Here is a 13,762-nt window from a genome sequence, read left to right on the forward strand (position 1 = left end):
TTTTAATGCCAAAATCAAGGCTTTCAGAGCCTCGGCAAGGGGTGTTCGAGATATTAATTTCTTCTTATTCAGACTCCATAAAATCTATGCCTAAACAAATCAATCCCCCAAAAATTTCACTTGATCCATAATTTGTGACTTCAAGCTGAAAATATTTTCTAAGTTCAAATTTGTGACCTTAAGTATTTCGCAGAGAGTTAAAGAAGAACTAATTAGATATTTTTAATATCTGGGATTTTTTTATTTGGTTGGTGGAAAATTGAAAAATTGGGCGGAATAATGTCATATTTTTTGGCCTAAAACCAGAAATTTTGCCTCTTTTATATGATTTATATCACAAAAATCATGGAGAATTGAAAATTTCATCTATATTAGCGGAAGCAAAATAAAAAAAGCCACCCGTAGAAACGGCTGGCCTCTAACGATTGCTTGCCATATGAAAAAAGAGATAAATCTATTTGTCTTTTTGAATACTGAACAGTAACTTGCCGTATTCTTTTTGAGCCTCTAATGATTGCTGCTTTTTCTAACGATTGCTTCCCATAACCATTTTGCTCATTTGCTGGATCAAAAGTAGGATGTAAATACGTATCTTTCAAAACATCTTACTACCGGTTTAATTACGCCAAAAGCGTGAAAGGAATCCTAAAGCCCTTGCCGGTATTGAGTTTCAGGCAAATTTCATAATTATGTCCAACCGATTTACAGACGCGTTGTTTCAATTGGTTCATTCACTGGAGAAGTCGGAAAAGAGGCACTTTAAACTTTATATAAAAAGAAGTTCGGCTAATGAAGACTTGAAAATCATACGGTTATTTGATGCGTTAGATAAATTGCCCGAGTATGACGAAAAGTTGTTGCTTAAAAAGTTACCAGATATCAAAAAGCCACAGCTTGCCAACATAAAGACTCATTTATATAAACAGTTATTGGGCAGCCTTAGGCTGTTAAAAGCTACCGAAAACATTGATCTTCAACTGAGTGAGCACCTTGATCACGCCCGGGTACTCTACAATAAGGGATTAAAACTGCAAAGCCTTAAAATTCTGGAAAAGGCTAAGGAGATCGCGCGCTCCAATCAGAAATTTAATTTCCTGGCCCAGGTTATTTCCCTGGAAAAAAAGATCGAAACACTTCACATTACCCGCAGTTCTACCGAAAAAACACTTGTTCTCGCTGAAGAAGCCCAGGAAATCAGTAGTCATATCGACAGGGTTACCCGGCTTTCGAACCTGGCCTTGCTGTTGTACCGTTGGTTTGTGCTGAATGGCCATGCCCGCAATCCGGAAGATGAGCAAGACCTGATAAAATTCTTTAGGGAATACCTGCCTGCCGATATAAATGCCGTAAATGGTTTTTACGAAAAACTATACCTGTACCAGAGCTATAGCTGGTATGCATTTATAAAGCAGGACTTTTTAATGTATTACAAGTATGGGCAGAAGTGGATTGATCTGTACAACGAACATCCGCTAATGAAGGAGGTGGAAACAGGCCACTATATAAAGGGCATGCACAACCTGTTGAATGCTCATTTCGACTTACGTAATTTCAAAAAATTTGATATTACACTTAAGCAGTTTGAGGAATTCTCAAAAACACCGGTAGCAACACATCACGACAATTTCCGCACACATACATTTATTTATATCAACAGCGCAAAGGTTAACCAGCACCTGATGCAGGGAACCTTCCGGGAAGGACTGGCGCTGGTGCCTGAAATAGAAGAAAAGCTGGAAGAGTATGCGTTGTTTGTTGATCAGCACCGTATTCTCGTATTCAATTACAAGATCGCCACGTTACATTTCGGCAATGGGGAGTATGAAAAATGTATCGATTACCTGCAACGGATCATCAACGGTCCGATAGACCTGCGGATAGACCTGCAATGTTATGCGCGTTTGTTGCACATGCTGGCCCATTATGAAATGGGGAATTACGAGTTGATGGAGTCGCTGAGTAAATCAGTGTTCCGGTTTATGGCGCGCATGAAGAATATAACCGTGGTGGAAGAAGAAATGTTACGCTTCCTGCGAAATTCCTTTGGCGTAAGCCCGCGTGAGTTAAGGCCTGAACTGGAGAAGTTTTTAAACAAGATCAAACATCTCGAAAAAAACCGCTTCGAAACAAGGGCGTTCGCTTACCTGGATATTATTTCCTGGACGGAGAGTAAAGTATACCAAAAACCGATGCGGGAAGTGGTATATGAAAAATATATAAAAAGTAAACACCGGGGTACAGTTGTAGCCTGAATTTAATGAGTAAAAGGGTGCGCTTCAATTAAAAGCGCACCCTTTTACTTAATGCTGTTTTTGTGCATTTCCGCTCATCCACACTTTTCATAAATAGCCTGCAACGTTTTGTATATTTATCAATAATTAAAAGTTGGTTATGTTCATACAACGGTCCTTGGCTTTATTGGTTTTGTTTGGTAGCCTAATGGCAAATGCCCAGGTGAAATTAAGCCTGCCGCGCAATTTGAAGACTGCCTATGAAAAAGAAACGCGTACCAATAATGGACAACCGGGCAGTAAGTACTGGCAAAATACCGGCAATTATGCCATCGATATTAATTTTAATCCCGATACGCGGTTGCTGACAGGCAAGGTTGATATTGAATATATCAATAATAGTCCCAATACCTTGCAACAAGTTGTTTTCAAGTTATATCCCAATATTTACAAAAAAGGAAGCGTTCGCATGATGCCGGTTAAACCTGCGGATATTACAGATGGCGTTCGTATTTCATCACTTCAATATAATAATACGGTAATTGACAGCAGCAGGATTAGCATCGATGGAACCAATATGATGGTACCTGTTAGTCCGCTTGCGCCAGGGGGCACCATGCACTTTACCATTCAATATACGTATACGCTTAATAAAACCTCCCACATCCGTACCGGTGAAATTGAACCGGGTGCTGATTTTATAGCATATTTTTTCCCACGAATTGCAGTGTACGATGATGTCGATGGCTGGAATATGGCACCGTACTTAGGTACACAGGAGTTTTATAATGATTTCGGCAACTTCAACGTAGCCATTACTGTGCCGGTCAATTATGTAGTGTGGGCAACCGGCGACCTGGCTAATTGCAATGAGGTATTGACAGAAAAATATTGCCAGCGTTTGCAGATGGCAGAAAAGCAGGATGGCATTATCAACATTATTGATTCTTCCGATCTGCAACAAAGGGATATCACCCGTCAAAATGCGTCTAACACCTGGAAATTTTTGGCAGAGAATGTTACCGATTTTGCTTTTGCCGTAAGCGATCATTATATGTGGAAGTCGACCAGCCTTGTAGTAGACGCAGCTACAAAAAGAAGAACGCGGGTAGATGCTGTTTTCAATCCGGCACATAAAGATTATTATGAAGTGGTTGATTTTGGCCGTAAAACAGTTTGGGCCATGAGTTATGTATTTCCCCGCTGGCCATTTCCATATTCACATATATCAATTGTTGATGGGCTCGATCAGATGGAATATCCGATGATGGTAAACGATAATCCGCTGGAAAGCCGCGTGGAGACCATTGAGCTGGTAGACCATGAAGTGTTTCATACGATGTTTCCTTTTTACATGGGCATCAATGAAACAAAGTATGCGTGGATGGATGAAGGCTGGGCCACCATTGGTGAGTGGATCATTTCGTCGATCATTGATAGCAGCATAAGAGATGTTTACGGCGTTAGCGGATATGAAAGAGCCGCTGGAACAGAACAGGATGCGCCCATCACCACCCTGTCAACGCAAATGAATGGCATGCCTTATTTTTTAACTTCATATCCAAAATCGGGGCTGGGCTATTTATATGTAAAAGATATGTTGGGTGATTCGCTTTTTACAAAAGCGCTGCATTACTACATTCAGCAATGGCGGGGCAAGCATCCCATTCCTTTCGATTTTTTTAATTGCATGAATACGGGCTCAGGAAAAAACCTGAACTGGTTCTGGAAAAAATGGTTTATTGATGGCGGCGTACCTGATCTATCGATAAAAAAGGTAAATAAGACAAATACCGGCTTCAATTTAACTGTTGAATGTACCGGGCATAAACCTGTTCCGGTTGATGTTATAATAAATTATGCCGACGGGTCGAAAGAAAGCGTTCATCGCTCTATTGCGGTTTGGGAAAAATCAAATACCGTCATTATTGCATTACCTGCTAAAAAGTCGGTTAAAACGATTACCCTGGATGGACCTTATGTGCCGGATGTTAACAGGAAGGATAATGTATGGAACAATAATTTATAAAATTAATATATGTGGCAGGCGCAATAAGGGTTTCGTATTGTTAAAGTGGAAAAACAATCATAAGTTTTTATTATTTCATTCGTTTTTCGCGAATTTAATTTGCATCTTTGCAGACGCTTGCTGCCGTACGGATAAGTTTTTTATTTCCATTGTAAAACCGCTTATTATAATGTATACCCACATTTGGCTTAAATACCTGCCCATTATCAGAATTTTGATGAAGAAATCAGCAGCAGGTGATCAGGTACTTAACCTCAATCGTCCAGATTTTGAAAAGGCCGGTGTAGCGCGCAAAGCCGGTTACAAATTTACCATTGAATACACCAATGGAAAAGTAGCTAATGTAATCAGCACATCACAATTGGCCCTTGACCTGGCTGCTGTAATGCTAGAAGACGCTACTTTGAAAAATCTGTTCACAACGAATAATTACCAGGTTAGTTTGAACACAAAGTTCCAACTGAGCATTAAAAATTGCACGCCGCAACCTGAAGCCTTGGCTTTGGAAGAAACAACGGCGTAAGCAATTACTGTTCAATCAAACCTTTACCCCATTTTCCGAAATCGGAAGAATGAATTTATTGAACCCTGTGCCGGCCTGGCCGAGACAGGGTTTTGTTTTTATATCTTACCCGTTTACAACTTCATTTTAATACAGTTAAGGGACGTTTATAACTAACCCGATTTAATCTTTTTTTTCCGCTACAAATAACAGGCAGAGGCATTAACTTGCATAAATGATCGATTATTTACAGGGTTTGAATGCGCAACAGCGTGAAGCTGTTTTACATAGAGATGGTCCATTAATGATTGTGGCAGGAGCTGGTAGTGGAAAAACAAAAGTACTTACCACCCGCATTGCCCATTTAATGGCTACAGGTGTTGATGCTTTTAACATTCTGGCGCTCACCTTTACCAATAAAGCGGCGAAGGAAATGAAAGAGCGTATTGAGAAAGTGCTGCAAAATAGCGAAGCAAGAAATTTATATATCGGTACATTTCACAGTGTGTTTGCCCGCATATTACGGGGAGAAGCGCATCGCATTGGCTATCCCAACGATTTTACCATTTACGATACCGACGATACAAAGAGTGTGATTAAAACAGTGGTGAATGAGCTGAACCTCGATGACAAACACTACAAACCATCTGCTGTATACAATCGTATTTCAGGTGCAAAGAACGCATTGGTTGGCCCGGCGGAATATGCGAATGATTACGCTATTCAGCAGGAAGACATGCGTACCAATCGCCCGGCCATGGCCCAGATCTATGACGCGTATGTAAAACGTTGTTATAAGAATGGCGCTATGGATTTCGATGATCTGCTGTTGAAGTTTTATGAGCTGTTGAAAAATGTTCCTGAATCGCTGAGCAAATACCAACGCAAGTTTAAATATATTCTGGTCGATGAGTACCAGGATACCAACCCCGCGCAGTATGAAGTAATAAAATTGCTGGGCGCTATGCATGAAAATGTGTGCGTGGTGGGTGATGATGCGCAAAGTATCTATAGCTTCCGCGGCGCCACCATTGAAAACATTTTGCAATTCCAGAAAGATTATGAAGATGCCAAAGTGGTGAAGCTGGAACAAAACTATCGCAGTTCCAAAAGCATTCTGGATGTAGCTAACGAGGTGATCAAAAACAACAAAGGACAAATTCCCAAAAACCTTTGGACAGAAAAAGGTGAGGGAGAAAAGATAAAGCTGGTTCGCCTGAATACCGATAACGACGAAGGCAAGTTTGTGGCTGATACCATCCAGGAACAAAAGCTGCGCAATCATTATAACAACCGCGATTTCGCCATCTTATACCGCACCAATGCACAAAGCCGTGCATTTGAAGAAAGTTTGCGGCGTATGGGCATTCCTTATACAATGTTTGGTGGTCTCAGCTTCTATGCGCGTAAAGAGATCAAGGATTACGTAGCATACCTCCGGGTAATTGTTAACCCACGTGATGAAGAAGCCCTGAAAAGAATTATTAATTACCCGGTGCGTGGTATTGGTAAAACAACTATCGATAAAACTGTTTTGGCAGCCAATGAGCAAAACATCTCCATGTGGCAGGTGTTGGAGCGGGCGCGTGAGTTTGGTTTTAAAGCCGGCACACTGGAAGCGATCGAAAATTTTGTTACCATGATCAAAAGCTTTGCCAGTATGCTACAAGGCAAAAATGCATATGATGTAGCGGTGCATGTAGGCAAGCAAACTAATTTTGTAAAGGAGTTATTCAACGATAAAAGTACCGAAGGCGTTCAACGGTACGAGAACGTGCAGGAGTTGTTGAACAGTATTAAAGAATGGACTGAAAGTCCGGATACGGAAGAAGGCGAAGTAACCGACAAAGGCTTGGGCGCTTACCTGCAACAGATCACCCTGCTTACAGATGCTGATGAAAAAGACCCCAATGCCGATACGGTTAAATTAATGTCAATTCACGCCGCCAAAGGATTGGAGTTTGGCTGTGTGTTTGCCGCTGGTTTGGAAGAAATGCTTTTCCCGAATGCATTGGCCATAAACTCACGCGAAGAGCTGGAAGAAGAGCGCCGTTTGTTTTATGTTGTAATTACAAGGGCCAAAGAAAGACTTTGGATCTCTTATGCCAATACGCGTTACCGCTTTGGTAACCTGGTACAAAACGAACCGAGCAGGTTCCTGGAAGAACTACCTGAACAATATGTAGACAGGAGCTTTGCCGGAGGAGGGATGCGTAACCAGGGCATGGGCAACCGCAGCGCTTACGACAGAATGAATGGCGGAGGCTGGGGTGGTGGTCAGTCGGCAAATCAGGCAGAGAAACGCTATGGTCCGCCGCCCTCGAAAAAAGCGTCAACACCTGCATCTTCTACTCCCTCATATATTACTCCCAAGCCGCAAAACAAACCGGTTGAGCATGTGCCTTCCGCCGACTTTGTTGCCAGCGATATTTCCAACTTACAGGTTGGCCAGCGGGTTGAGCACCAGAAGTTTGGATTTGGTGAAGTGATAAAAATGGAAGGAAGTGCGCACAACCCTATTGCTACCGTGAAGTTTGAATTGAACGGCGAGAAAAAGATAATGCTTAACTATGCCCGTTTGAGAATTATTGAACAATAAATTAACCATGCCACGGTTCAAAACCGTGGCACGGTTATCGATCACGGCTGCGAAAACACTTTCATTACGCCATTCCTGAATAATTTACCAATGGGGATGTCGGTCTTATCGATTTCCACCAATTCATTGGTGAAAGATTTTATTTTGTTGATGGAAACGATGAACGATCTGTGGGTACGTACAAATAATTTTTCGGGTAACATGGCTTCTACCGAGCTTATCGATTGTTTGGTAATGATAACACCCTGCACTGTATTCACTTTGATATAATCTTTCATGCTTTCTATATACAGAATATCATCCAACATAACTTTTACCATTTTACGGTCGGCACGGAAGTAAACAAAGCTTTCATTTTTCTTTTCTTCCACTACGCTTGTAACAACTGGTTTCGATATGGCTGTGGAACTATTGAGCGGATAGGCTTTGTTGACCGCTTTCAAGAAACGGTCGAAGCGAATGGGTTTCATCAGGTAATCCACCACATCCAGTTCATATCCTTCCAGCGCATATTCTGAGAAAGCCGTTGTGAAAATAACCTTGGGTGGATTTTTCAATGTTTTTATGAAGTCAGTGCCGTTTAATTGCGGCAAGCGGATATCGAGGAATAAAAGGTCTACAGGTTGTTGTTGTAAAACCGTCAGCGCCTGAATAGCGTTGGCGCATTCACCCATTAACTGCAGCGTGGGTATTTCCTGTACATACCGGCGAATTATCTCGCGGGCAGGCGGTTCATCATCTATGATCAGGCAACGTATGGTTTGGGTATCATTCATGATAGGCTAACTTAAAACCAGCATTTTCTTTTTTGGTCAACGGTATACTATCTAATTGCAACCAAAGATTCACAATAAATACATCTTCTTCGTCGGTGATCGTTAACTCGTGTTTGCCGGGATACAACAGTTCCAGGCGTTTGCGTACATTCAAAATGCCAATACCTTGATAATTGTTTTTGGCTACCCCACTGTCCTTTCCGTTCATAAGCTTTACATACATCCTGTTGTTGTCAAGCGTTACCTGCAGGTTTAACCAGGGCTGTTCCAGCATATGGCTGGTACCATGCTTAAAACAATTTTCAACCAGCGGTAATAACAACAATGGGGCAATTGCCAGGTCTGAAGTATTAGCGGGCATGTTTACATGAACATCTAACTGTTCATCATAACGAATTTGTTCCAGCGTAATGTAATCCCTGATCAATTTTAATTCTTTCGATAGGGGCACCTGAGGTTGGTTGCATTCGTACAGCATAAACCGCAACATGTCTGACAAACCCATTACCAGTTGCGAAGCTACGGGCGCTGTATTTTGCGTATGGGAGTAAATGTTATTAAGTGTATTAAATAAGAAATGCGGGTGCACCTGGGCTTTCAGCAACTGTAATTGCGATTCGGCATTTTCTTTTTGTAGCTGCAGGTTGCGCTGTTCTTTTACATACCAGTGTTTCATTAATTTAATAGAAGCTGCAATGCCGCCGATGGTAATACCACCACGCAACCCAGCCATGAGTGCCTTATGGAGGTTGCTGGCTGCCCGCAGCCGCAGAGCCCGGCCAAACTCAGTAGTATTCAGGATCCATTCTTGTATTTGGGGAATAATAGTAACCGCTAAAATGGTAGATACGCAAGCTGCACCTAAAAAGCAAAGCAGTACCCATACAGCCGTTTGCCAGTATTTTTGTTTGAGCAGGTACCGGGGAATTACAAAATACATGAGGGCATATGCCAAAGAAATATGGGCTATCATGTATACCAGCGATTCAAATGTTGAATCCAACAGATGCAAAGCATAGCCATGTTTCAGACTAAAGCCTATTACCGAATACAATACAGCCTGAGTCAGCCACCAAAATACCCAAAATGCCAGGTGCCGCCGGATGCGGTATTTTGGCTCATCTGAAAAAATGAAAGGGTATTTGGCCGTGGGTCGCATATCCTAAAATTACATTTCGTTTGGCTTTCATAGGCGCTATTGGGTGTTAATATCGCCATATATCAATTTTTCGTCGACGAAAGAGTTTTAAGCCTGACAAATGGAGGAGATTTACAGGTGGGGTCATCAATTAGTAACATGCCACTTACCCATCGCCTATTCCCCTTTCAAACTATTCTCTACCAGCGACTGATTCTCTCTTGCCTTGTGCTGTTTCTCCCAGGCCACTACTGAGGTTTCCAGCACTTGTTTCAGTTGCATTTTAGTTGTTCGTTTGGAAGGGTTGATACGCAGCCCTTCTATTTTTTCTTTATAAACCAGCACCCCGTCATTGTTATAAAAATAAACGATGTGCTGTTTAGGCGCGTGGATATTACTTTCCACAACCCACCATCCTTTTTCCGATACCCATTCAGGACACACGCGTTGATTGTCCTGGCCAAAAGTTGCGGCCTGCATCAGCAGGCCCGTGATCAATGTTGCAAACAGATTTTTCTTCATGGCTATAACTTTACTGTCAAGATTATTTTTAGAAACTACGTAAAGCTATTTATCCCGCTGCCGGAAAATTGATAAAGTGGCTGGTAGTAGTGTTGGTTATGATAGAATACAAGTAACCGTAGACTAAAAGGAAAAACACCTATTAAATGTTTTGGTCGACGAAGCACACTCGGGCTTGACAAGTACAAGATGTAACCCCCACACTTCGGAGCATTTGAATGTATTGGCCAGAAATGAATGGGATTGGCACGTTCAAAGGGATTTTATAGGGGTTAAGTCATTGAATTGTAGGGGGTAATAGTTGATCGGTATCAAAATAAATGCTATTCGTTACAAAGACCCGATACGGGATTGTTTTAATGCCAAAACTTTACTACCTTATATGAATGTACGAAAAACCCCCACCCTTCGGCTCTTATTATGTTACACTAAGTGTGTCTGGCTGGATAGATGTATTCACCCATCATGCTTATTGCGAAATTCTTATTGACAACCTAAACAATTGTATTGACAACAAAAACCTACATGTGTATGAATACGTGTTAATGCCCAGCTACATCACTATTATTGCCTCATCAAAGAAGAAACACATCTCAACAATCTTAAGAGAGTTTAAAAACGGTACTGCAAAGCAAATTCTGAAATCAATTGCAGAGAATCCTGAAGAAAAGCGAAAAGAATGGATGATGCGATTGTTTCATTATTACAGTAACCGGTATCAACATGATGCGGAGCATCACTTTTGGCAATTTGGAAATCACCCCGTTGTTTTAGATAGCTCCGAATTGTTTGCCCAGCATGTAACCGAAGTAGTGAATTTGCCGGTTACAACCAGGCTGGTCGATGATCCCCATCATTATGTTTACAGCAGCGCCCATCCGCTGCAACGGGTTAAGCTGGCACCCTGGCAATAGTATTTTAATAAATTCCGTATACCTCTGTTAGCATATATTTTCCGGCCGATTTAAAAAATTGGTCGGGTGTATTCTTTTATGCCCTGATAAGCCATTATTTTAATTCACGAAAGGCATATCGTTAAAGCATTTGTAACCAGTAAAAAGCATTAATAAAAAATTATTATTCGTTAACGGGCATTAACACCAGGCGATTTTCTTACCAACATTTTGTATATTACATTCCCTTGTCTCTGCTATATTTCTTTAGCCTGATTGTACGTATTATCCGCACCCGGAGCCAATTCAACAGCACGGTTTTATTATTCACCCGAGTATACATTTATTAATGATAATTGATAAATCAATTCTCCTATGATTGATAAAAATAAAAATCAGGGTTTCAAACAACAGGATTGTTCCTATTTGACTTTTAATGTGGTAGACTGGATAGATGTGTTTATAAGACCAACTTATAAACACATCATTGTTGATGCATTAAACTATTGTATTGAAGCAAAAAAGTTCACGGTATATGCCTGGTGCTTAATGACCAATCACCTGCATATGCTGGCCAGGGCCCAGGATGGCTCGGGGCTGGCCATGATTGAAAAAGAATTTAAAAGATATACTACTACAAAGATCCTGGAGGCTATTGATATAGAACCCGACCTGCGCCGGTCGTGGATGTTGCAGCGGTTTGAAAACTGTAGCCTGAGCCTTAAAAAAATTGAAAAATTTCAGTTGTGGCAAACCTGCACCAATCCCGCCTACATAGATTTCAAGCAGGTATATAAATTACAGGAAAGGGTTTTATACATTCACGAAAACCCGGTACGCGACGGTATTGTAAGCAGCCCGGAACACTACTTATACAGTTCCGCCTCCGACTATGCCGGTAAACCGGGCATGGTTAAGGTGAACGTAATTAATTTTGAAAGCCTGCGGATGTCGTTATTAAAGAATGGGTCAGCGTAAAGCGTTCTTTAACGCCTCAACATTTTTCTTTTCACTGCCCACAAAAATTTTATCATTTACAAAAACCACCGGCCTTTTTAAAAAAGTGTATTCATCCAGGATCAACTGGCGATAATCTTTTTCTGTAAGGGGCTTGTCCTTCAGGCCCATTTCCTTGTATTTCATAGCGCGGCGGCTGAACAGCGATTCGTAGCTGCCGGTCTTGTTTTTCATTTCGTCGAGCTGGGTGGCACTTATGCTTTCGGTTTTAATATCCTGCATTTCGAAGCCTTTTTTATCGATCCCGGTCTCTTTTATAATAGCCTGGCAGGTGGTGCAGTTCCCCAAATGATAGATTTTATTCATGAGTGCGAAGATAGAGGATGAACTCAGAAGTCGGAATTCTGAGGCCGAAAGAAGAAAGTTTAAGGGCGTCGGAAAAATTAGGGAGCGAATTGGTTAACAAGTGTTTATGTGAAAAAATCCGCAGGTTGCCAGGTCATTAGGCGTCCAATTTGCAGGGTAAAAAAACTGTTCCCAGATCCACCAGGCGGTAGTTGGTTCTTTTTCACACTTTATTTACAGAAAATGGCCGTTTCAACTGTAATTTTTTAGGTAATTCGACGACCAATTTGGTATCTTTTCGCTAAAACCAACCCAACAATTGCAGGCAAAACTTAACCAGGATGAGTTTGTGGCTTTGGTGCACCAACACCGCGCTATGTTGTATAAGGTGTGCAATTTATATTGTACATCCGACTACGATAAACAGGATCTGTTCCAGGAGATCGTAATACAATTATGGGGCGCTTATCCACGGTTCAGGGGTGATTCAAAATTCAGCACCTGGTTATACCGTATTGCATTGAATACAGCCATTTCTGACCTGCGTAAACAAAAGAAGTACATTAAAAGCGTAGAACCTGAATTATTACCAACGGAGATTCAAGACATTCAATACAATAACGAAAAAGAAGAGCGGTTGCAGCAACTGTATAAGGCTATTAACCATCTTACTGAAATTGAACGGGCTATTGTAATGCTGTACCTTGAAGATAAGAGTTACGAAGAAATGGAAGATATTTTGGGGATCAATCAGAATAACCTGCGCGTGAAAATGAACCGGATCAAAGAAAAATTACGTAAACTCACAAAATCTGTAGAACATGGAGTTAGATAGCCTGAAAGATATTTGGAAAAATCTGGATGAAGAAGATCTTCAACCGGGCAGGGAAGTGCCTATTTTGTCCATGTTGCAAAAACGGTCACAAGGCACTATTGCCAAATTAAAGCGCAACCTTAACCGCGAGTTGGTTGCCGTATTGGTCATCTATACGCTTAGTATCTGGTATATTGTAATACAGCAGGGCCATTACAACGAACTGGCTGTATTGCTTGGTTTGGTGGGCGGCGCCTTTCTATTCTATTATTACCGCAAGAATAAGCTGCTGAAACAAATGCAGTGCGTGGCTTGTGAAGTAAAATCCAATTTGAAGCAACAGTTGGTTACGCTAGAAAAATACGTTCGCTTTTATTTTGTTGCGGGCACCATTCTTACACCGCTGGCTTATTTTGCTGCCGGCGTTATTACTTTATTTAATGCACCTGACGCCACTCCATCGCTGAATGGCGTTAATGTAGAAGCGCAAACTTCCGTTTCGCAATTGCCTATTACCGCCAACATCAGCAATCATCGTTTTTTCTATTTATTTATTTCAATAGGTGTGTTGGTCACTGTTGGCAGTTATTTTCTGAATCGCTGGTTCGTTAACAAACTGTACGGGCAGCATATTCAAAAGTTAAAAGACCTGCTAAACCAGATGGAAGAAGCTTAGTTCAATTGGCAATAAGCAATAGACACAGTCCACAGGCCATTTCCAGTAATAAATAAACCAATTTCCTTAACAGTTCGCTCCTGCATTTGCTTGCAGGGTGGGGCTTAAAGCGTACAGCTAAAATCTGCCACCAGTAAAACAATTTTCTTTAATATATACATGCCAGAATTTGGCAATACCTATCTGCACTGATACTTTTTTTGCATTGAATGACGATCGGTAGGTTTTGAAAATCATTGCACATGATTTTTAAGTAATTTCATTCCCTAAAACGATTCGC

At 41.3% G+C, this 13,762-nt stretch carries 13 protein-coding genes; 8 read left to right on the forward strand and 5 right to left on the reverse strand.

What is annotated here, in order from left to right; all coding sequences use genetic code 11:
• Positions 1-371: 371 nt before the first annotated feature.
• The gene (locus FAM09_RS17735; protein ID WP_136578485.1) at positions 372-599 is read right to left on the reverse strand and encodes a hypothetical protein; all 228 of its coding nucleotides are present in this window, start codon (positions 597-599) and stop codon (positions 372-374) included.
• 90 nt (positions 600-689) lie between these two features.
• Here FAM09_RS17735 and FAM09_RS17740 point away from each other — a divergent pair, with 90 nt between their 5' ends.
• The 4 genes from FAM09_RS17740 to FAM09_RS17755 all read left to right on the forward strand — a co-directional run bounded on the left by FAM09_RS17740 (position 690) and on the right by FAM09_RS17755 (position 7,361).
• Entirely contained in the window at positions 690-2,252 is a 1,563-nt protein-coding gene (locus FAM09_RS17740) for a C1 domain-containing protein (protein WP_136578486.1), read from the forward strand.
• 202 nt (positions 2,253-2,454) lie between these two features.
• Positions 2,455-4,260: a M1 family metallopeptidase gene (locus FAM09_RS17745; protein WP_243751705.1), complete on the forward strand. Its 1,806-nt coding sequence runs from the start codon at positions 2,455-2,457 to the stop codon at positions 4,258-4,260.
• Between the two features lie 169 nt (positions 4,261-4,429).
• A complete protein-coding gene (locus FAM09_RS17750) occupies positions 4,430-4,783 on the forward strand; it encodes a hypothetical protein (RefSeq protein ID WP_136578488.1) in 354 nt (117 codons plus the stop codon).
• Positions 4,784-4,997: 214 nt separating this feature from the next.
• Positions 4,998-7,361, forward strand: a complete 2,364-nt coding sequence (locus FAM09_RS17755; protein ID WP_208025599.1) for an ATP-dependent helicase — start codon at positions 4,998-5,000, stop codon at positions 7,359-7,361.
• A 41-nt stretch (positions 7,362-7,402) separates the two neighbouring features.
• Here the strand turns inward: FAM09_RS17755 and FAM09_RS17760 are convergent, their stop codons facing one another.
• The 3 genes from FAM09_RS17760 to FAM09_RS17770 form a co-directional block, all read right to left on the reverse strand.
• On the reverse strand, positions 7,403-8,137 hold the full coding sequence (locus FAM09_RS17760; RefSeq protein WP_136578489.1) for a LytR/AlgR family response regulator transcription factor: 735 nt from the start codon (positions 8,135-8,137) through the stop codon (positions 7,403-7,405).
• Complete coding sequence (locus tag FAM09_RS31090; protein WP_208025600.1) at positions 8,130-9,296, reverse strand: sensor histidine kinase; 1,167 nt, start codon at positions 9,294-9,296, stop codon at positions 8,130-8,132. Before FAM09_RS31090 ends, FAM09_RS17760 begins: the two co-directional genes overlap by 8 nt.
• A gap of 156 nt (positions 9,297-9,452) precedes the next feature.
• Positions 9,453-9,797, reverse strand: a complete 345-nt coding sequence (locus tag FAM09_RS17770; RefSeq protein WP_136578490.1) for a hypothetical protein — start codon at positions 9,795-9,797, stop codon at positions 9,453-9,455.
• 386 nt (positions 9,798-10,183) lie between these two features.
• Between FAM09_RS17770 and FAM09_RS17775 the strand changes: the two genes are divergently transcribed.
• Both FAM09_RS17775 and FAM09_RS17780 read left to right on the forward strand, forming a co-directional pair.
• Complete coding sequence (locus FAM09_RS17775; protein ID WP_136578491.1) at positions 10,184-10,711, forward strand: transposase; 528 nt, start codon at positions 10,184-10,186, stop codon at positions 10,709-10,711.
• Between the two features lie 354 nt (positions 10,712-11,065).
• On the forward strand, positions 11,066-11,668 hold the full coding sequence (locus FAM09_RS17780) for a transposase (protein WP_136578492.1): 603 nt from the start codon (positions 11,066-11,068) through the stop codon (positions 11,666-11,668).
• Here FAM09_RS17780 and FAM09_RS17785 read toward each other — a convergent pair.
• Entirely contained in the window at positions 11,660-12,013 is a 354-nt protein-coding gene (locus tag FAM09_RS17785) for an arsenate reductase family protein (RefSeq protein WP_136578493.1), read from the reverse strand. The genes FAM09_RS17780 and FAM09_RS17785 overlap by 9 nt on opposite strands.
• A gap of 298 nt (positions 12,014-12,311) precedes the next feature.
• On the opposite strand from FAM09_RS17785, the gene FAM09_RS17790 reads away from it, so the two are divergent.
• Together FAM09_RS17790 and FAM09_RS17795 are read left to right on the forward strand one after the other, a co-directional pair.
• Positions 12,312-12,827, forward strand: a complete 516-nt coding sequence (locus tag FAM09_RS17790; RefSeq protein WP_136578494.1) for an RNA polymerase sigma factor — start codon at positions 12,312-12,314, stop codon at positions 12,825-12,827.
• The gene (locus FAM09_RS17795; RefSeq protein ID WP_136578495.1) at positions 12,814-13,482 is read left to right on the forward strand and encodes a hypothetical protein; all 669 of its coding nucleotides are present in this window, start codon (positions 12,814-12,816) and stop codon (positions 13,480-13,482) included. The genes FAM09_RS17790 and FAM09_RS17795 overlap by 14 nt, the downstream gene beginning before the upstream one ends.
• The last annotated feature ends 280 nt before the right edge of the window (positions 13,483-13,762 follow it).

This window comes from Niastella caeni, assembly GCF_004834005.1.
Taxonomy (GTDB): Bacteria; Bacteroidota; Bacteroidia; order Chitinophagales; family Chitinophagaceae; genus Niastella; species Niastella caeni.